The sequence below is a fragment of the Rhodoferax sp. LS1P39 genome (genome assembly GCF_056521425.1).
This window is the reverse complement of the sequence record NZ_JBWMAV010000002.1, coordinates 366,801-384,862: the sequence shown is the minus strand read 5'-3', so window position 1 is coordinate 384,862 and position 18,062 is coordinate 366,801. Positions and strand designations below refer to the sequence as shown.

At 65.3% G+C, this 18,062-nt stretch carries 18 protein-coding genes; 5 read left to right on the top strand and 13 right to left on the bottom strand.

The window, feature by feature from the left end; translation table 11 throughout:
* Positions 1 to 3 precede the first annotated feature (3 nt).
* The 4 genes from AC097O_RS05165 to AC097O_RS05150 all read right to left on the bottom strand — a co-directional run bounded on the left by AC097O_RS05165 (position 4) and on the right by AC097O_RS05150 (position 4,202).
* Positions 4 to 936, bottom strand: coding sequence for a beta-propeller fold lactonase family protein (locus tag AC097O_RS05165; RefSeq protein WP_479591790.1), 933 nt, complete (start codon positions 934 to 936; stop codon positions 4 to 6).
* A gap of 401 nt (positions 937 to 1,337) precedes the next feature.
* Positions 1,338 to 1,676 carry an NIPSNAP family protein gene (locus AC097O_RS05160; RefSeq protein ID WP_479589433.1) on the bottom strand — a complete coding sequence of 113 codons (339 nt, stop codon included), beginning with the start codon at positions 1,674 to 1,676 and terminating at the stop codon, positions 1,338 to 1,340.
* Positions 1,673 to 3,379, bottom strand: a complete 1,707-nt coding sequence (locus AC097O_RS05155; RefSeq protein WP_479591789.1) for an FAD-dependent oxidoreductase — start codon at positions 3,377 to 3,379, stop codon at positions 1,673 to 1,675. Before AC097O_RS05155 ends, AC097O_RS05160 begins: the two co-directional genes overlap by 4 nt.
* 10 nt (positions 3,380 to 3,389) lie before the next feature.
* Complete coding sequence (locus AC097O_RS05150) at positions 3,390 to 4,202, bottom strand: SDR family NAD(P)-dependent oxidoreductase (protein WP_479591788.1); 813 nt, start codon at positions 4,200 to 4,202, stop codon at positions 3,390 to 3,392.
* A gap of 107 nt (positions 4,203 to 4,309) precedes the next feature.
* On the opposite strand from AC097O_RS05150, the gene AC097O_RS05145 reads away from it, so the two are divergent.
* Positions 4,310 to 5,236 (top strand): helix-turn-helix domain-containing protein, encoded by a 927-nt coding sequence (locus AC097O_RS05145; protein ID WP_479591787.1) that lies wholly within the window; start codon positions 4,310 to 4,312, stop codon positions 5,234 to 5,236.
* A 255-nt stretch (positions 5,237 to 5,491) separates the two neighbouring features.
* Here the strand turns inward: AC097O_RS05145 and AC097O_RS05140 are convergent, their stop codons facing one another.
* The 6 genes from AC097O_RS05140 to AC097O_RS05115 form a co-directional block, all read right to left on the bottom strand.
* Entirely contained in the window at positions 5,492 to 5,821 is a 330-nt protein-coding gene (locus tag AC097O_RS05140) for a hypothetical protein (RefSeq protein ID WP_479591786.1), read from the bottom strand.
* A gap of 216 nt (positions 5,822 to 6,037) precedes the next feature.
* Positions 6,038 to 6,613 (bottom strand): NADPH-dependent FMN reductase, encoded by a 576-nt coding sequence (locus tag AC097O_RS05135; protein WP_479591785.1) that lies wholly within the window; start codon positions 6,611 to 6,613, stop codon positions 6,038 to 6,040.
* Between the two features lie 27 nt (positions 6,614 to 6,640).
* Complete coding sequence (locus AC097O_RS05130; RefSeq protein ID WP_479591784.1) at positions 6,641 to 6,967, bottom strand: chaperone modulator CbpM; 327 nt, start codon at positions 6,965 to 6,967, stop codon at positions 6,641 to 6,643.
* Entirely contained in the window at positions 6,948 to 7,886 is a 939-nt protein-coding gene (locus AC097O_RS05125) for a DnaJ C-terminal domain-containing protein (RefSeq protein WP_479591783.1), read from the bottom strand. The genes AC097O_RS05130 and AC097O_RS05125 overlap by 20 nt, the downstream gene beginning before the upstream one ends.
* 128 nt (positions 7,887 to 8,014) lie before the next feature.
* Complete coding sequence (locus AC097O_RS05120) at positions 8,015 to 9,199, bottom strand: MFS transporter (RefSeq protein WP_479591782.1); 1,185 nt, start codon at positions 9,197 to 9,199, stop codon at positions 8,015 to 8,017.
* A gap of 20 nt (positions 9,200 to 9,219) precedes the next feature.
* Positions 9,220 to 10,137 (bottom strand): LysR family transcriptional regulator, encoded by a 918-nt coding sequence (locus AC097O_RS05115; protein ID WP_479591781.1) that lies wholly within the window; start codon positions 10,135 to 10,137, stop codon positions 9,220 to 9,222.
* 98 nt (positions 10,138 to 10,235) lie between these two features.
* On the opposite strand from AC097O_RS05115, the gene AC097O_RS05110 reads away from it, so the two are divergent.
* Entirely contained in the window at positions 10,236 to 10,697 is a 462-nt protein-coding gene (locus AC097O_RS05110) for a cyclophilin-like fold protein (protein ID WP_479589481.1), read from the top strand.
* An 88-nt stretch (positions 10,698 to 10,785) separates the two neighbouring features.
* Here AC097O_RS05110 and AC097O_RS05105 read toward each other — a convergent pair whose 3' ends face one another.
* Positions 10,786 to 11,631: a helix-turn-helix domain-containing protein gene (locus tag AC097O_RS05105; protein ID WP_479591780.1), complete on the bottom strand. Its 846-nt coding sequence runs from the start codon at positions 11,629 to 11,631 to the stop codon at positions 10,786 to 10,788.
* Positions 11,632 to 11,771: 140 nt separating this feature from the next.
* On the opposite strand from AC097O_RS05105, the gene AC097O_RS05100 reads away from it, so the two are divergent.
* Genes AC097O_RS05100 through AC097O_RS05090 form a run of 3 tightly spaced genes read left to right on the top strand, consistent with a single transcriptional unit; the run spans position 11,772 to position 14,772 of the window.
* Positions 11,772 to 12,770, top strand: a complete 999-nt coding sequence (locus tag AC097O_RS05100) for a Gfo/Idh/MocA family protein (RefSeq protein WP_479591779.1) — start codon at positions 11,772 to 11,774, stop codon at positions 12,768 to 12,770.
* Positions 12,771 to 12,775: 5 nt separating this feature from the next.
* Positions 12,776 to 14,284, top strand: a complete 1,509-nt coding sequence (locus AC097O_RS05095; RefSeq protein WP_479591778.1) for a GMC oxidoreductase — start codon at positions 12,776 to 12,778, stop codon at positions 14,282 to 14,284.
* Positions 14,285 to 14,298: 14 nt separating this feature from the next.
* Positions 14,299 to 14,772, top strand: a complete 474-nt coding sequence (locus AC097O_RS05090) for a heme-degrading domain-containing protein (protein WP_479591777.1) — start codon at positions 14,299 to 14,301, stop codon at positions 14,770 to 14,772.
* Between the two features lie 83 nt (positions 14,773 to 14,855).
* On the opposite strand, the gene AC097O_RS05085 is transcribed toward AC097O_RS05090, so the two are convergent.
* Both AC097O_RS05085 and AC097O_RS05080 read right to left on the bottom strand, forming a co-directional pair.
* Entirely contained in the window at positions 14,856 to 15,893 is a 1,038-nt protein-coding gene (locus tag AC097O_RS05085; protein ID WP_479591776.1) for a helix-turn-helix transcriptional regulator, read from the bottom strand.
* Positions 15,894 to 15,944: 51 nt separating this feature from the next.
* Positions 15,945 to 17,912 carry a glycoside hydrolase family 3 protein gene (locus tag AC097O_RS05080; protein ID WP_479591775.1) on the bottom strand — a complete coding sequence of 656 codons (1,968 nt, stop codon included), beginning with the start codon at positions 17,910 to 17,912 and terminating at the stop codon, positions 15,945 to 15,947.
* Positions 17,913 to 18,062 lie beyond the last annotated feature (150 nt).

The following is an 18,062-nucleotide window of genomic DNA, read 5'->3' as shown; positions in this document are numbered from 1 at the left end:
GAACTAGCGCGGCCCGATCAGCCGCATCAGCGAAGACCAGGAACGCCGCAAGCCGGAGCCCCGCAGGGCCGGGTGCGATTGCTGGTGCCGGTAGATATTGATCTTGGCCTGTTTGCGCGGCGTTTGCTTGCCGTAAACGATGTCGCCGTTACTGGTGACCGGCAGCGGGCCAAACTGGCTGACCACCAGCAGCGCCCCGTTGGGCGAGAAAGCGATGCCGTGCGGAAACTTCAGGTGGGCATCGGGGTTTTCCAACACCTGGATCGGTGTGTGCTGCAGGATGCGGTTGAGGCTGCGGTCAAACGCATACGAGGTGACGCAGTCGGCGTTGCTGTTGGACACGGTAATGCTGTGGCCGTCGCGCGCCACCTTGATGTCTTCCGGGCGGAACAAGCGGGTGCTTTCGCCTTCGAAGGTCTGTGTGGGCACCGGGTTGAGTCGGCCTGTGGCGCGGTCCATCGCGTAAATGCAGATGCAGTTCAGGTCCGCATAGGTCACCAGCAAACTGCTTTCATCCGGAGAAAAGGCAATGCCTTTGGGTACGCCGGGTAAGTGTTCGTTCGGTATCCAGTCGAGCAATTGCATTGCCAGGCCTGCACTGTCAAGGCTGAACAGGCCGATGGCTTTGGGGTGGGTGGATGTCCAGCCAAAGGCTACCGTCAATAGCTTGCCAGAGGGCGACACGTCCATGCCATGGGGTTTGAAGCCCACCAGCAGCGTAGGAAACGGAATGCAGGCGACGGGGGCGGTGGCATACCGCTGGTCGGCTGCGCGCTGGTACATGGTGAATGTTTCACTGCTCCAATTGACCGCGATGATTTTCTGGCCATCCCGCGTGAAAACCACATGCTGTGGCCCATCGAGTAGCGCCTCGGGATTTTTGATGACCTGGCTGACGCGCGCTTGCCCGAAACGGTCTACCTTGAAATTAATCAACTGGTTGACGGATGAGAATGCCGCGCAGAATAAATTTTCCGTCGGGTGGAATGCAATGCTGTTAATCAGGCTGTAAGCCCAGGAGTTATTGTGAATGCAGTCCGTGGGGCGCGATTCGTAAGACAATTTTGTCTCTCCTATTATTTTTTATTTTGGGTGCTTACTTTGTAAATTGCATCGCATGGCGGTAGCTCTTAATGGTCAGCTGCTAGATACTTAAAATAGTAACCAACAGTATCTTTAGTTTCATTTCTGGTCTATTGAGGTTTACATCTAGATGGCGCAGATGGCATCAGGTAATAGGACTTGCATGGATTGGATGGGTTTTGGCATCTTTTTGTCCAAGGTATTCAAGTTATTTACCCCTCCGCGCCTATCCCATCAGTACGAGTAGCTATAAGTTAAATAGCATCCGTAAAAACAGCCATCTGCACCGCCTTCACCAGCCGCGTCTCCTGCGCGGTGATCAAGTGCCCCGATGCCGCCAGGTAGGCACCGAAGCCGGGGTGGGTGTCGCGGGCGAAGCAGCGGCGCTCGTAGTCGGCCAGGTCGTCGTAGGCCCAGAGGTGCACAAACTGGTTTTGCGGCCCCACCAGGCTGGTGTAGAAGCCTACGGGGTGGCCCAGCGTCTCCATCAGGATGGGCATGGCCAGGCGGTTGAGCACCTCCAGAAACTCCGGCATCTTGCGCAGCGCGATGGTGTAGGTGCGGTGGTCGATCAGCGGCTTGGCACTGTTCATTTTGCGGCTCCGGCCAGGTCGGCGATGTGGTTGCCGGTGATGAAGCCAAAGGTCATGTTCGGCCCGTGGGTGATGCCCGCGCCGGGGTAGTTGCCGCCCATCATGCTGGCGCGGTCGTTGCCCACCGCGTACAGGCCGGGAATCGCCGTGCCGTCGCGCTTCAACACCTCGCCCACCACGCTGGTCTGGATGCCGTCGAAGGTGCCCAGGTCGCCCATCACCACCTTGAGCGCGTAAAACGGGCCGGTCTGCACCGGGGCCACGCAGGGGTTGGGCCGGTGCTCGGGGTCGGCTAGGTAGCGGTTGAAGCTGGTGCTGCCGCGGTGGAAGGCCGGGTCTTCGCCGCGTACCGCGCCGCTGTTGTAGTGGCGCACGGTCTGCTCCAGCCCGGCGAGGTCGATACCGGCGTTGGCCGCCAGTTCGGCCAGGGTGTTGCCGTTCACCAGGTAGCCGCTGCGCAGGTGGCCGCCCAGAGGCATGGGCGCGGGCTTGGCGTAGCCCAGGCCGTATTTGGCGATGGTGGCTTTGTCGCAGACCAGCCACATGGCGGTTTCCTTTTGGCCCGCGCAGGCGCGTACCAGGGCTGCGCCCACGTCGTGGTACGAGTTGGATTCGTTGGTGAAGCGCTGGCCGTTGCGCAGCACACCGATGATGCCGGGCTTGTAGCGGTCCAGCAGGTGCGGGAACACGCCAAACGTGCCGTCGCGGTAGGGCACGCGCGAGACCGGCATCCAGGCGGCACTGTCCTCGAAGCGGATGTCTACGTTGGCCCCCAGCTTTTCGGCCATGGCCACGCCGTCGCCGGTGTTGCCCAGGGGCGTGGGCGACAGGTGTTCGCCGCCGCGCTGCAGGTGCGGGTAGGCTTTGGCGATGCGCTGGATGTCTTGCGGAAAGCCGCCGCAGGCCAGCACCACGCCCTGGCGGGCGGTGATGCGGCAGGGGCCGTCTGCGCCGTCGGCCAGCACGCCGGTGGCGCGGCCACCGAACAGGGTGACTTCACGCACCGGGGTGTTGGTGAGGATGGGGATGCCCAGGTCCAGTGCCGACTGCGCCAGGCGGGCCGCCAGCGCGTTGCCGCTGGTGACGTTGATGCCGCGCCCGTACTGCGCCAGCTCTTTCAGGTGCGTCACCAGGCGCTTGGCCACGTAGACGAACGAGGTCAGCGACTTGGTGGCCTGGAAGAAATGCTTCAGGTCGGCGTTGGACGAGTTGAACATCATGCCTATGAAGGTGATGGTTTTCAGCGGCGGTTTCAGGCGCGCCATGTCCTTGCCCAGGCCGCGGATGTCGTAGGGCGCGGCCAGGATGGAGCGGCCCAGGTCCACGCCGCCGGGCGCGTCGGGGTGGTAGTCGGGGTACATCGTGGGGATGAACTGGGCGGCGGTTTCGCGCTCGAAGAACTCCACCATCTTGGGGCCGTTGGCCAAAAAGGCTTCGACCGCCGCTGCGTCATAGAACTTGCCGGTTTCCTGCTGCATGTAGCTGCGCACCGCCTCCAGGGTGTCGGCCGGGTTCTGCTTGCGGCCATGCGGGCCTAGCGGGATCCACAGCACGCCGCCCGACAGCGCGGTGGTGCCGCCAAACACGGGTTCTTTCTCCAGCACCACCACGTCCAGGCCGCGCTTGCGGGCGGTGATGGCGGTGGCCAGGCCGGCAGCGCCGGAGCCGACGACGACGAGGTCGTAATCCAAATTTGGGGTCATGTGTGTGTTCTCAGGTGGCGTTGAAACCGGGGCGGGGCACCATGTCCATCAGCATGGAGGTCATGCCGCCGTCCACGGCGATCTCGGCGGCGTTGACGTAGGCCGCACGCGGGCTGGCCAGGAACAGGGCCACGTCGGCAATGTCCTGCGGCTCGCCGACGCGGCGGCTGGCGGTGACGGCGGCGCGCTTGGCCTCGAAACCGGGTTCTTCGTAAAACTTGGCCGACAGTGCGGTGCGGACCATGCCGGGGCAAACCGCATTGCTGCGCACACCCTGCGGCCCCCATTCCACCGCCAACTGGCGCGACAGCAACAGCACCCCGGCCTTGCTGGCGCTGTAGGCCCCGCTCTGGGTTTGCGGGGTCAGGCCCGAAACCGAGGCCACGTGCACCAGGCTGCCACGCCCGGCCTGGCGCATCTGCGCGCCAAAGGCGCGGGCGCACAGCAGGTAGCCGGTGAGGTTGACGGCCAGCACCGCGTTCCAGTCGTCCAGGCTGACCTCGGCCAGGCCCCCGGCGCGCAGCATGCCCGCGTTGTTGATGAGCGCGTAGGCGGGGCCCCAGGCGGCGTGCACCCGCTGGGCGGCGGCCTGCACGCTGGCTTCGGAAGCCACATCGCAGGCTACGGCCATGGCGGATGCGCCCTGGGCGGTGAGGGTGGCGGCGATCTGCTCGCAGCCTGCCAGGTCGCGGTCGAGCAGGGCCACCCGGGCTCCGGCCTGGGCCAGGCTGCGGGCGATGGCAGCGCCAATGCCGCTGGCCGCACCGGTCACGGCGCAGACCTGGCCGTCGAGTTGCAGCCAATGGCGGGGGGTGTCGGGCATGCGGGTCTCCTTGTTTTGAAGACCCTATTGTTCAAATTGCGGGCAAATACCGGTTTGACAATTCACGCGAAAACCCAGACAGTTCGTGCATCTTTGAAGGAACGGATGTGGCAACCAGGGTTATCCCGAACTATGCGCTGTACGGCGACCAGGCCGCACCCGGCTGGCAAAGTTCGTTCGATTTTGAATGGATTCCGCAGCGCTCGCGCCCCTACAACTGGGAGATTCGGCCCCACAAGCACGATGCTTTTCTGCAGCTGCTGTACCTGGTGCAGGGCACGGCCGAGGTGCAGATCGACCACGCGCGGTTTGCCGTCAGCGCGCCGTGCCTGCTGCTGATTCCCGCACAAACCGTGCATGCCTTCAGCTTCTCGGACGACATGGACGGGCCGGTGGTTACGGCGGCGCAGCGGCCTCTGGAGTCGCTGGCCGGGGTGGCCATGCCGGGGCTGCTGCCCACCATCCGCACGCCCGCCGTCATCACCCTGGATGCCAGCAGTGGCCATGCGGACATGCTGATGCCACTGTTTCTGGGCATCCAGCGCGAGGCGCAGTTGCTGTCTGCCGGGCAGGTGAATGCGGGCATGGCGCTGGTGGCCGCCGTGTGCGTGCAGGTGGCGCGGCTGGCTCAGGTGCAGCAGGCCGCGCGGGCGCTGGGCAACCCGCGCAAAACCCAGCAGATCGAGAAGTTTCGGGCCATGGTGGATGCGCGTTTCAAGCAGCACCTGCCCATCACCGCCTACGCCGAGCAGTTGGGCATTACGCCGGGGCAGCTGTCTCGCCTGTGCCGCGAGGTGCTGGGAATGTCCAGCCTGGATGTCATCAACGCCCGGCTGGTGCACGAGGCGCAGCGCGACCTGGTCTACACCAGCAACAGCATCCAGCAGCTGGCCGACAGCCTGGGCTTTGCCGACGAGACCTACTTTGGGCGCTTTTTTCGCAAGCACACCGGCCTGAGCCCGCGCGCCTTTCGGGTGAAGGCGCTGGAGGCCATGCTGGTGCCCGAGAGCACCGGGCTTAGAACTTGTCCGTAAATTATCAGGGGTCGCGTTGGGATGCAATCGGGATGAGTTGGTTGTCGCAGACCGCAGCATGGGCTCCCCGCCCATACAAGGGTTGCGGCAGACAAATCGCCCGATTTCACCCCAACCCGAAGGGCAGGTGCCTTTTCGGGCGCTCAGCGTCGTTACAAAACCAGCCAAGGCGGAAAGCCTTGGCTTGGGTTTTGCGCCTAACTGCGCATCCCGAACAGGCACCTGCGCGACCCCGGATAATTTACGGACAAGTTCTTAGTACTCCGTCGTGAGGCGGACCTCGTAGTTGCGAAACCGCAGCTTGGGGAACTTGCGACGCTGGAAGCTGAAAATGGCGCGCCACCACGCATACCCGTACCGTTTGGGGGGGCGCACGCCCAGCGCCGTGAAACCTTCGGGCGTGAGGCCACGCGCAATCGCGTACATGGGTGGGCGGCTGGGGTACTGGGTCAGCGCGGCCGGGCCGATATCCGCATGCACCAAACCCTGGTGTTTGAGTGTGACCAACCAGCCAACTTCCACCGGGTTGTTGATGTAGGTGTCGCCGTCGTATCGCGACAGCACTTGCAGAAATGGCAGGGACATGGGGAACTCCAGAGACTAGCCTCCATTGCACCTCCCCGACCGCCCCCCGCGTGTAGGACAAGTACGCCACGGGGGCTTCACGGGCACCGCGTGTGGGCGTAGCTGCTGTGTACCGATGGCAAATTTATAGGCTCCACAGGCCTCCAGCGCTTATTCCATAAGCGTGAGAAGCTATATTTTATATAGCGGTAGAGGGTCTGGCGGAGCCGGTGCGGGCTATGTCGTGGCCATGCTGGCAAGGGTGTGCGACTGCTTTTGCACCCAGGCCGCAAAGTGGTCCATCCAGCCCTGCAGAAATTCCCGGCTGCCCGCGCCGATGTTGCCATCCGCGTCGAACAAACCCTCTTTGGCCTGGATGAAAGCCTCTGGCTGGGCCATGGTGGGCACGTCCAGGTAGGCCAGGATGTTGCGCAGATGCTGCTGCGCCAGCGCCGTGCCGATGGCACCGACCGACACGCCCAGCACCCCGGCGGGCTTGCCCGCCCAGGCGTTGTCGCCATACGGGCGGGATGCGTGGTCGATGGCGTTTTTGAGCACGCCAGGGATGGAGCGGTTGTACTCGGGTGTGACGAACAGCAGGCCTTGCGATGCCGCAATGTCCTGCTTGAAGCGGATCACCCACTCCGCCTGGTTCGCGTCGTCGTCCTGGTTGTACAGCGGCAGGTCGCCGATCTGCAGCAGCTTGAACGAGAAGTTGCTTGGTGCCAGCCGGGCGATGGCTGTGGCCAACTGCTGGTTGAGTGACTCTTTGCGCAGGCTGCCGACGATGACGGCGATTTGGTAATGTTGCATGGGGTTCTCCAGAGGTTTCAGGGGGGTTCAGCTGAGGTGGGCGGGCACCTGGGCCTGCAGCGACTTCACCTGGCGCTCCAGGGTTTCGATGCGGTTCAGTTGGGCCAGCAGCAGGGCCACGGTAAACAGCTCCAGGTCAAAGTCGTTGCGCAGCTTGCCAGCGGTGCGCAGCGGGGTGACCCATTCGGCGCTGAAGCTGGGGGGCTGGCTGGCGGGCTGTAAGGGCACCAAAGCGCTGTACTCCACCAGCTCCTGCAGGTCATCTTCGGCGATGCCGCAGCAGCTGGACAGCTCAGTCAGCGTCATGGTTTCGCTGGCATCCAGCCAGACCCATTCAACGAGGGTGAGGTTCATGGGGACTCTCCTTGGCGGTCTTGGCGGTGTGGGGGCGGGGATTGAATGGGGAGATGCGGGCCAGCTCCTGGTACAGCGCGCGCTCTGCCTCGGACGGTGCGGCGGGCACGTCGATGTGCACCAGCGCATACAGGTCGCCGTGCCCGGCCTTGCCCTGGGCCAGGCCCCGGCCGCGCAGCCGCAGCTTGCGCCCGGCGCGGGTGCCAGCGGGCACGGTGAGCAGCACCGGGCCGTCCAGCGTAGGCACCTCGATCTCGGCCCCAAGGGTGGCCTCCCAGGGGGCCAGCGCCAGGTCGAAGTACAGGTCGTGGTGGTCGGCGCGAAACAGCGGGTGCGGGGCCAGCGTGATGTGCAGGTAGATGTCGCCATCCGGCCCGCCGTGGCGGCCCTTGCCGCCTTTGCCGCGCAGGCGCAGCTTTTGGCCTTCGCGGGTGCCGGGTGGAATGGTGACCTCCAGCGTGCGGGTGCCGCCTGCCTCGGCCAGGTCCAGGTTCAGCGTGCTGCCCCGGTGCGCGTCTTCCAGGCTGAGCGAGACGGTGTTTTCGTAGTCACGCCCCGGGGTGGCCACCGGCCCGCGGGTGGCCCCGCGCTGGCCTCGGCCCAGCGCGGCCAGCAGGTCGGCCAGGTCCAGGTCGTCGAACGAGGCTGCATCGGCCGCGTGCTCGTGCCGCCACTGCGGCGGTGGGGCAAATTCTTCGCCGGGCTTTGGGCGGCCCAGCGCATCGTAGGCGGCGCGTTTCTCGGGGTCTTTCAGGGTGGCATAGGCCTCGGCGGCTTCCTTGAAGCGGGCCTCGGCATCGGCCGCCTTGGACACGTCGGGGTGGGTTTGGCGCGCCAGCTTGCGGTAGGCCTTCTTGACCTGGTCCAGGCTGGCATCGCGCGGCAGGTCTAGCGTGGCGTAATAGTCTTTGTAGTGCATGCGGCGGGCCTTTGTGATTGCGCAACCCCACCGTAGAGCGCCTGGTGCGCGGAGTCTGTGCGCTGCAGCACATAGCGGCTGCACCAGGCCATCATGGCGGTGTCTGCGAGGCCCCGGGCTGATCTATGTCAAGGTTTGCGCGCGGCCCACGCCAATACCGCCGATCCGGCCAGCAGCAGCGCCCCCAGCGCAAATGGGGCCCACCATCCCACCGCATCGAACAGTGCGCCACCCACCCCCGCACCCAGGGTGATGGCCAGCTGGATGGTGGCCACCATCAGGCCGCCCCCGGCCTCGGCATCGTGCGGCAGCGTCTTGCTCAGCCACACGCCCCAGGCCACCGGGGCGGCGGTGCCCACCAGGCCCCAGCCCAGCAGCAGCACCGCCACCGCCGTGGCCGAGGCCCCCAGTGCGATCAGCAACAGCGCCATTGCCGCCATGCACAGCGGAATCAGCACCAGGCAGACGAACAGCCGCGTCTTCAGCAACACGCCCACCAGGTAGGTCCCCAGCAGGCCGCTGGCCCCCATCAGCAAGAGCATCAGCGATAGCGCCGAGATACCCACGCCGGTAATGGTTTCCAGAAACGGCCGCAGGTAGGTGAACACCGCAAACTGCCCCATGAACAGCAGCAGGGTGGCCGCCATGCCCAGCGCCACCGCAGGCCGCCGCAGCAGCCTGAACGGGTTGCCAGAGGCCGTGTGCGGGTTGCCGGGCATGGGCGGCAGCCGGGCCCATTGCCAGGCGAACGCGGCCACGGCCAAGGGAATGACCAGCGCAAACGCACCCCGCCAGCCCATAAACTGGCCCAGGAAACTGCCCAGCGGCGCGGCGATGGTGGCGGCCAGGGCATTGCCGCCATTGATGGTGGCCAGGGCCTGGGGCACGGCAGCGGTCGGCACCAGCCGCATGACGGTGGCCGTGGACATCGACCAAAAGCCGCCAATCGCCACACCCAGCAGCGCGCGGCCCAGCATGAACACCGCGTAACTGTGGGCTGTTGCAACCACCACGCCCGATACCGTGAGCAGCGCGGTAAAGCCCAGCAAGACCCACCGCCGGTCGAAGCGGCCCGTCAGCGGCGCATTGAGCAGGCTGGTGAGCACCGCAAAAATGCCCGAGATGGAAATCGCCTGCCCCGCGCGCCCCTCGGACAGGGCCAGGTCATGCGCAATCGGCGTGAGCAAACTGACCGGCATGAACTCCGAGGCGATCAGCACCGCCACGCACAGCGCCATGGACAAGACCGCGCCCCAGGCGGGACGGGTGGTGGCGGGCGTAGGGTGCCCGGCGGGCAGGTCAACGGTGTGCATGGGGTTCCTTGGGTCGTGATCTATCTGCGCCGCCGGGGCTTTGCCGCGCTGGACAGGCGCAGCGCATCCAGCACCAGCGAGAATGCGGGCGACGGCTGGCGGCGGCTGGGGTAGTACAAAAAATAGCCGGCAAACGGCGGGCACCAGTCTTGCAGCACGCGCACCAGGCGGCCTTGCTCGATGTGCGGCGCAAATTCTTCTTCCGGCAGATAGGCAATGCCCAGCCCGGCCAGCGCAGCGCCCACCACATGCGGCGTGGTGTTCACCACCACCTGGCCGTCCACGCGCACGTTCAGCGTCTGGCCCTGGCGCTCAAACTCCCAGGCGGGCAGGCCGCTTTGCGGCGAATACCGGATGTGGATGCACTGGTGGTCCACCAGCTCGCCCGGCGTGGCGGGTGCGGGGTGGGCGGCAAAGTAGCCGGGCGTGGCCACGGCGGCCATGCGCAGGGGCGGGCCTATCGGCAGGGCCACCATGTCTTTGTCGATGGTGTCGCCCAGGCGCACACCGGCATCGAAGCGGTCGGCCACGATGTCGCGGAAACCGTAGTTCACGTCGAACTCCAGCTTCACCTCGGGGTAGGCCAGCAGCAGCGGGGCCAGCTTGGGCAGCAGCGTGGTCTGCAGTACGTGGTCGCCACTGGTGATGCGCACCGTGCCTGCGGGCTTATCGCGCATGTCGGTCAGGGCGTCGAGCTCGGCCTCGATCTCGTCGAAGCGGTGGCCAATGGCCTGCACCAGCCGTTCGCCTGCTGCCGTGGGCGACACGCTGCGCGTGGTGCGCGTCAACAGGCGGATGCGCAAGCGCGTCTCCAGCCCTGCAATGGCCTGGCTGAGTGCCGAGGGCGTGACCCCCAGCGCCGCCGCCGCACGGGTAAAGCTGCCCTCGCGCGCCACGGTCACAAAAGCCAGTAAATCGTTGAGGTTGCGTCGTGCCATGGAGCGAGTCTCCCTGAAAGATTGCTTAGAAAAACTAACAGACTATGTAAGCATTGATTATCTAGTCGGGGTCTGCAAGGGCCGCCAGAATGCAGGTTATGCCCACACACCACACCTCTTCCGATAGCAAAGCCCGCTGGTTGCGCAATACCGCGCTGTGGGTCTGTGCCTTGTTCGCCACGTCTGTTTTTGCCCAGGAGCTGCCCATGAAGATCCGCCTGCACGTCCAAGGTGAGGTGGCCACCGCCACCCTGGCCGACAACGCCACCGCCCGCGACTTTGCGGCGCTGCTGCCACTGACCATCACCTTGAGAGACTTCGCCAAGGTCGAGCGTATTGGCGACCTGCCGCGCAAGCTGTCCACCGTGGGCGCACCGGCGGGCCTGGACCCGGTGGTGGGCGACATCGCCTACTACGCGCCGTTGAACCACCTGGTCTTTTTTGCGGGCGACAACGTGTACGCCGATGGGCTGGTGCGCATGGGTCGGGTGGATACCGGCCTGGCCGCGATGCAACGCCCCGGGCCGCTGCAGGTGCGCATCGAACGCATCGCGGACTGAGCGCTTTTATTTGTGTTTTGACCTATGCGTAAAAAGTAGCTTTCGTGCTGATGGAATGGGCGCAAGAAGCTATCTTAAATAGAGCAATTCAAGTGTGGAATCCACGCCTAAACGCCAGCGGTGTCACGCCTTTCACCGCCCGGAACTGCCGGGTGAAATAGCTCTGCTGGCGGTAGCCGGTGGCCTCTGCTATCTGGGCGATGGGGCGGTCGCCGTCCAGCAGCAGGGCGCAGGCGTGGCCGATGCGCAGTTGCGCCAGGTAGCCGCTGACGGTGCTGCGGGTGCTGCGCTTGAAGGCGCGCTGCAACTGGCTTTCGCTCATGGCGGCCAGCTCGGCCAGGGTCTCCAGGCGGATGGGTTCGGCGTAATGGGCGTGCAGGTGCGCGAGCACCCGGTCCAGGCGGGCCCGGTCGCGCGGCAGCTGGTCGGTGGCAAAGCCCTGCAGGGCCAGCAGCTGGCGCTGGCGGTCGGCGGCCAGCAGCAATAGCACCTCCACCAGGCCCAGCCAGCGCTGCGCCGGGGCCATGTCCACCAGCGCCAGCAACCGGGGCAGCACGGTGGCGACCGTGGCCGTGCTGAAGGCCACGCCCCGGCGCGCATCGGCCAGCAGCGGCAGGATGCTGTCCAGCTCCGGGTAGGGCTGGGTCAGGCCGTAAGCCCATTGCGGCTGGAACCACAGCACCAGGGCGCGGTGGGGTTGCGATGGGTCCAGCGCGGCGCGCGACTGCCAGGCGTGCGGCAGGTTCGGGCCGACCAGCACCAGGTCCGTATCGCCGTATTGGCCCACGTGGTCGCCCACGAAGCGCTGGCCGCTGCTGTTGAGCGTCAGGGTCAGCTCGAACTCGGGGTGGTAGTGCCAGTTGAACGGAAACGCGGGCAACTGCCGGTCAAACAGCGTCCACGACTGGCCGCTGCTGCGAGTGACTTGTTCCAACCAGGGCTGCATGGCCGAATTATGCAATTGGCGCAGCAGGGTGGGTAGAGATGCGGCAATCGTGCAAAAACCTGCGATGTTTCTGCCAGCCCAGCGGCGGCGCTTTCCTAAACTGGGCTCCACAACACAAGGAGCACACCATGGCACACACATTAGGCTGGGGACTGGTAGGCGCGAGCACCATCGCGCATGAATGGATGATCGACGCGATCCGCGCCCAGCCGGGCAACACGGTGGCGGCCGTGCTCAGCAGCAACGCCCAGCGCGGTGCGGACTACGCGGCGGCCCACGGCATTGCGCAGTCGTACACCGCACTTGACGCGCTGCTGGCCGACCCGGCGGTGGATGCCGTCTACATCAGCACCACCAACGAGCTGCACGCCGCGCAGGCGATTGCCGCTGCCGCTGCGGGCAAGCATGTGCTGTGCGAGAAGCCCCTGGCCATGAACCTGGCGGACGGCCAGGCCATCGTCGCGGCCTGCAAAACCGCCGGGGTGGTGCTGGGCACCAACCACCACCTGCGCAACGCGGCCACGCACCAGGCCATGCGTGAATTGATCCGCAGCGGGGCCATCGGCACGCCGCTGTTTGCCCGCGTGTTCCATGCCGTGCAACTGCCCGCCCACCTGCAAGGCTGGCGCGTCAACCAGGCCGACGCGGGTGGCGGCGTGGTGCTGGACATCACCGTGCACGATGCCGATACCTTGCGCTTTCTGCTGGATGCCGAGCCGCTGGAGGCCATCGCCATGACCCCCACCGCAGGCCCCCTGGCCGATGGCGTGATGGCCGTGCTGCGCTTTGACAACGGTGTGCTGGCGCAGTTGCACGATGCCTTCAATGTGCCGCATGCGGGCACCGGCATCGAGATCCACGGCAGCCTGGGCTCTCTGGTGGGCCGCGACGTGATGACGCAGCGGCCCGTGGGCGAGATGCGGCTGCGCACTGCCGAGGGCGAACGCGTGGTGGCCGTGGAGCCGCACAACCTGTACGCCCATTCGCTGGCGGCCTTCAACCGCGCCGTGCAGGGGCAGGGCGCGCCTGCGGCCACGGGCGAGGATGGCCTGCGTTCGCTGGCGGCTGCGCTGGCGGTGCTGGAAGCCGCGCGCACCGGGCGCAGCACGCCGGTACAGAAAGTCTGATCGCCGTGGATGTCGACATCGTCATCATCGGCTCCGGCGTGGGCGGCGGGGCCATGGCGCGCAGCCTGGCCAATACCGGGGCCAGCATCCTGATCCTTGAGCGCGGCGAACGCCTGCCGCGCGAGCCGCAGAACACCGATCCGCAAGCGGTATTCGTCCAGCGCCGCTACCGCGCCCCCGAGCGTTGGCTGGACGGCGCGGGCCAGCCCTTCCACCCCGGCCAGTACTACTTTGTGGGTGGCCATACCAAGTTTTACGGCACGGCCATGTTCCGCTTCCGTGCGCGCGACTTCGAGGCCACCGAGCATGCCGACGGCACCTCGCCCGCCTGGCCCATCACCTATGCCGACCTGGAGCCGTACTACGCCGAGGCCGAGCGGGTGTTTGGCGTGCACGGCCAGGCCGGGCAGGACCCGACCGAGCCGCCGCGCTCCAGCGCCTACCCGCACGCCGCCATCCCGCACGAGCCGCTGATCGGCGCGCTGGCCGGGCAACTGGCAGGGCAGGGCCTGCACCCCTTCCACATGCCGTCGGCCGTGGACCTGCACCCCGGTGGAACCTGCGTGCGCTGCGGCACCTGCGATGCCTTTCCCTGCGCCGTGGGTGCCAAGGGCGATGCCGAAACCCGGCTCATCGACCCGGCGCTGCAGCACCCCAATGTGACGCTGCAAACTGGCAGCCAGGTGCTGCGCCTGCTGACCGACGCACGCGGCCAGCGCATCGTGGCGGCGGAAGTGATGCACCAGGGCCAGGTGCAAACCATCCGCGCGCCGCTTTTCATCCTCAGCGCCGGGGCCATCAACTCGGCCCTGCTGTTGCAGCGCTCGGCCAGCAGCCAGCACCCGCGCGGCCTGGCCAATAGCTCGGACAGCGTGGGCCGCTACTACATGAACCACAACACCAGCTGCCTGATGGGCATGCTGCCGAGCACGGTGAACACCACGCGCTTCACCAAGACCCTGGCGCTGAACGACTTTTACGACGGCACACCGGCCCACCCCGCGCCGCTGGGCCACATCCAGATGCTGGGCAACATCCAGGAGCCCATGGTGCGCTCGGCCATGCCGCTGCTGCCGCGCTGGGCGGGCCGCATGTTGACGCGCCACAGCGTGGACTGGCTGGCTATGTCCGAAGACCTGCCGCACCCTGACAGCACCGTCCGCCCGCTGGCCGACGGCGGCGCGCAACTGCACTGGCAGCGTACCAACATGGCCAGCCACGCCACGCTGGTGGCGCGCACCAAGGCGCTGCTGCGCGGCCTGGGATTCCCGGTGGTGCTGAGCCGCCCGTTTGGTATCGACACGCCTTCGCACCAGTGCGGCACGGTGCGCATGGGCCATGACCCGGCGCAGGCCGCGCTGGACCCGTGGTGCCGCGCCTACGACCACCCCAACCTGTTTGTGGTGGATGCCAGCTTCTTTCCGTCGTCCGCCGCGCTGAATCCGGCCCTGACTGTGGCCGCGCAAGGCCTGCGGGTAGGAGAATACGTGCGCAGCCAACTGCATACTTTTTAAACCCGGAGACCCTGATGCCTGAAGACGAAAAAACCCTGCTGCAAGAGCTGCTGCGCCAGGAAGAAACCCTGCAATTTGGCCGCTTTACCAGCGAGACCGCCCTGCACCTGGGCCTGGGCATCGTGAACGCGGCGCGGCAGGCCGGGCAGTCGGTGCTGGTGGATATCCGCGTGAGCGAGCTGCAGCTGTTCCAGCACGCCATGGAGGGCTGCAACCCCGACAACGTGGACTGGGTGCGCCGCAAGAACAACGTGGTGCGCCGCTTTGCCCGCAGCTCGTTCTACATGGGCACGCTGTACCGCAGCAAGGGCACCGACTTTGATGCCGCCACCGGCCTGGACCCGCGCGAGTACGCGGCCCACGGCGGTGCGTTCCCGTTGCGCATCCGCGGTGTGGGCCAGGTGGTAGGCACGGTCACGGTGTCGGGCCTGCCGCAGGCGGAAGACCACGCCTTGGCGGTGGCGGTGCTGCAAACTTTGGTGGGATAGCGATTTAAGAAAAATCGAGCGCTTGTGCTGATCTGATAAGCACAAGCAGCTCTTATTTCAATAGCGTTCGTGCAGCGTGGGTTTCACTCGCGCCCCAGTATCCGGTGGCGGTACAGCGTGGGGGCGATGCCTTCCTGGTCTTTGAAGAAGCGGCTGAACGCGCTTTGGGACGAAAACCCCAGATGGTGGCTGATGGCGCCCAGCGACATGCCGGGCTTTTCCAGGTAGCTGCGTGCGACCTGGGTGCGCACCTTGAGCACGATGTCCTGGTAGGTCTGGCCTTCTTGCTGCAGCTTGCGCCACAGCGTCCAGCGCGTGGTGTTCATTTGCGCGCACAGGTTCTTCAGCACGGCATCCCCCGTGGGGTTGCTGTTTTCTGCGGTGAAGATGCCGCGAATGGCGTGCTCTACCCGTGACGAGAACGCGCCATGGGTCTGGATGGCGGCCAGCTCCTGGGCCAGCTTCTGGCTGAAGACGCGGTGCAGCACCGCATTGAACTGCGGGTAGGGCGCATCGAACTGCGCCGTGGAAAACTCCAGGATGTTGCTGTCCATGTTGTACAGCACCTTGCCCTCTAAAAAGTCTTCCATCACGCTGGCATCGGCTGGTGCGGGGCCGCGCAAATGGCAGCGCATCGGCAGGCGCACGCCCAGGCAGTAGTGGTGCGCAATCTTGGCAATGTTCAGCAAATTGGCGAGTGCCCCCTTGTCAAAGGTGGGCGGCATGCCTTCTGAAATGAACTCGAAGCGCGCAAGGCCTTGGGCCTCGTAGAAGTGCAAAAAATCCAGCTCGCCGATGATGCCGCGAAACTGCATGAAGGTCGTGAGGGCCGTGCGCAGGGTGGGGCAGTTGGCACACACGGCGGCCAGCAGGGGGTAGTCGTCAAACAGCGGGTCCAGCCCGCCGGAGATGAACCGCTCGTACGGAATGGGCTGGTGCGCAAACAATTTGGTGATGCGGATGTGCTTGTGCGCCTCTATCCGCCCGTTTTCGCGCTGCAGCTCTTCGGGGCTGACGCCCACGCTGCGCAGCAGTTCTTCGCCCGACATTCCCATCGCATCCGCATACTGCAGCTGCTTGCGGGCGATGGTGTTGGAAACGGTTTTATAGCGGGTATCCATGGTTTTACAGACCTGCCGCTGCGTGCAGCGGCAGGCAGAGATGGCTACAGTTTAGTACGCCAGCCCATGGAAAACCGGGTACAGCGGATGCGCCGTGTCGTGCGGCATATCCGACAACTGGGCTTCCACTTCGGCCATGGACGAGGGCAGCTCAAAAGGCAGCTTGCCCTGCGGTTTGGCCTTGCCGGTGAGCACATCGAACAGCGCCACATCGCTGACCCCGAAGTTGCCCAGGATGGCGGCGGCCTTGTCGCGCACATTGGTGAGGATGGCCGGGCGGTCCAGGTAGACCGTCACGATGGTGGGCACCTTGGCGCTGGCGGCCTTGATGGCCTCGTAGTCGGCATTGCCATCGGCGTAGGCCAGGCTGCCTTCGTGCTGGAAGGTGCCAAAGATGTAGCCGGGGTGCAGGGTTTCATACGGTGCGCTCACCCGCACAATGGCCACATCGGCTTCCTCGGGCGTGGCCACCACGGTCAGGCCGTACTGGGCGGCCACACTGGCTTCCACGCCATACAGGTAGACCTTTTTGACGCTGGCGGCCAGGGGCAACACCTTGTTCTTGTTTTCCAGCAACACCAGGGCTTTGCGCTGTGCATCCAGGGCTTCTGCCTTGAAGGTTGCGTTGCCCACAGTGGCCACCGACTGGGCCGCATCCAGGTAGGGGTTTTCAAACAGGCCCTGCTGGAATTTCTGCAGCATCACCCGGTAGGCCGATTCGCCCAGTCGGGCTTCGGTCAGGGTGCCTGCTGTTACCGCTGCGATCAGATGGCTGGTGTCGGTCACGCCGCCAAACTGGTCCATGCCGGCGTTCACGGCTTTGACATAGCGTTGCGCCTTGGTCAGGTTTTCCACGCCCCAGGGCGTGCCGAAGTTGGCGAACGAGGGTGCGGTGCCGGGGGCCGTGCCGTTGGTGCAGATGGCGTTGCAGTCTTCGGTGATGGCCCAGTCGGACAGCACCACGCCTTTGAAGCCCATTTTTGTGCGCAGCAGGTCGGTCAGCATTTGCTTGCTGAAGCCCGCGCCCACTTGCTCGAAGCTGATGCCGTCGTACGTCAAGGGGGCATCCGGCATGGAATAGGTGGGCATCACCGATCCCGCATTGGCGGCAAACGCGCCTTCAAAGGGCTTGAGGTGGTAGGCAAAGTTGTTGCCGGGGAAGGTCATGTATTTGCCGTAGGCGCTGTGGCTGTCCCAGCCGTCTTTGGCCGCGCCGTAGCCCGCCCAGTGCTTCACCACCGCCACCACACTGCCTTTGTGCAGGCCGGTGCTGCCATTCTGGAAGCCTTCGATATAGGCCTGCACCATCTTTTTGGCCAGGTCGGCATCTTCGCCAAAGGTGCCATTGGTGCGCGCCCAGCGCGGGTCGGTGGCCAGGTCGGCCTGGGGCGACAGGGCTTGGGTGATGCCTACGGCCTGGTATTCCTGGCGGGCAACATCGCCAAAGCGTTTGGTCAGTGCGGCATCACCAATGGCGGCCATGCCCAGGGTCTCAGGCCATTGCGAGAAGCTACCCGTTGCCACGCTGGCACCGGCCGTGTACTGGAAATGGTTGCGCGGGTCGGTGCTGAGCGACACCGGAATGCCCAGCCGGGTGGCCTCTGCCACCTCTTGCATCTGGTTGTACTGCTCCGCCATGGTCTGGGTACCCAGGCTGAGGCGGGTGATGAAGGTGTTGACCTTGCCGTCGGTGAGCAAGCTGCCCAGGGCTGCCAGGTCGTAACCGGTGCTGTTGGTGGGGGCCGTGCCGTGCATCATGGCCCCGGCTTTTTCGGCCAGCGTCATCTGGGCCACCAGGTCTTTGGCCCGGTCTGCGGGGCTCTTGCGCCAGTCTTCATACACGTCGAGCGTGCCGTTTTTGTTCATGTCCTTGAACTGCAAGCCGTCCACGGTGAGTTTGTTAACCGACTTGGCACCCAGCGTGGCCTGGGTGACATCGTCGCCACCGCAGGCGTACAGCGCGGCGGCAGCGACCAGGGTGAGCGAAAGGGCGGCGGGGTGCTTGCGCAAATTGGGCATGGTTGTCTCCATTTTTTGTTGAACCTCTGCGAGGTATTTGTGTGTTCCGGGCCGGATGCCTCCAGCCCGATTTCCGCCATCGTGGCGGTGGAGAAATAATTACACAATTATTAAAATTCTTGTTTTCCCCAGGGTGCAATGTTTTGACCT

What these genes read in the sequence shown, in the direction of transcription:
- AC097O_RS05160 (WP_479589433.1), bottom strand. Translation starts at nt 1,676, where the DNA reads ATGAACAGTGCCAAGCCGCTGATCGACCACCGCACCTACACCATCGCG.
- AC097O_RS05155 (WP_479591789.1), bottom strand. Translation starts at nt 3,379, where the DNA reads ATGACCCCAAATTTGGATTACGACCTCGTCGTCGTCGGCTCCGGCGCT.
- AC097O_RS05150 (WP_479591788.1), bottom strand. Translation starts at nt 4,202, where the DNA reads ATGCCCGACACCCCCCGCCATTGGCTGCAACTCGACGGCCAGGTCTGC.
- AC097O_RS05140 (WP_479591786.1), bottom strand. Translation starts at nt 5,821, where the DNA reads ATGTCCCTGCCATTTCTGCAAGTGCTGTCGCGATACGACGGCGACACC.
- AC097O_RS05135 (WP_479591785.1), bottom strand. Translation starts at nt 6,613, where the DNA reads ATGCAACATTACCAAATCGCCGTCATCGTCGGCAGCCTGCGCAAAGAG.
- AC097O_RS05130 (WP_479591784.1), bottom strand. Translation starts at nt 6,967, where the DNA reads ATGAACCTCACCCTCGTTGAATGGGTCTGGCTGGATGCCAGCGAAACC.
- AC097O_RS05125 (WP_479591783.1), bottom strand. Translation starts at nt 7,886, where the DNA reads ATGCACTACAAAGACTATTACGCCACGCTAGACCTGCCGCGCGATGCC.
- AC097O_RS05120 (WP_479591782.1), bottom strand. Translation starts at nt 9,199, where the DNA reads ATGCACACCGTTGACCTGCCCGCCGGGCACCCTACGCCCGCCACCACC.
- AC097O_RS05115 (WP_479591781.1), bottom strand. Translation starts at nt 10,137, where the DNA reads ATGGCACGACGCAACCTCAACGATTTACTGGCTTTTGTGACCGTGGCG.
- AC097O_RS05110 (WP_479589481.1), top strand. Translation starts at nt 10,236, where the DNA reads ATGCCCACACACCACACCTCTTCCGATAGCAAAGCCCGCTGGTTGCGC.
- AC097O_RS05100 (WP_479591779.1), top strand. Translation starts at nt 11,772, where the DNA reads ATGGCACACACATTAGGCTGGGGACTGGTAGGCGCGAGCACCATCGCG.
- AC097O_RS05090 (WP_479591777.1), top strand. Translation starts at nt 14,299, where the DNA reads ATGCCTGAAGACGAAAAAACCCTGCTGCAAGAGCTGCTGCGCCAGGAA.
- AC097O_RS05085 (WP_479591776.1), bottom strand. Translation starts at nt 15,893, where the DNA reads ATGGATACCCGCTATAAAACCGTTTCCAACACCATCGCCCGCAAGCAG.
- AC097O_RS05080 (WP_479591775.1), bottom strand. Translation starts at nt 17,912, where the DNA reads ATGCCCAATTTGCGCAAGCACCCCGCCGCCCTTTCGCTCACCCTGGTC.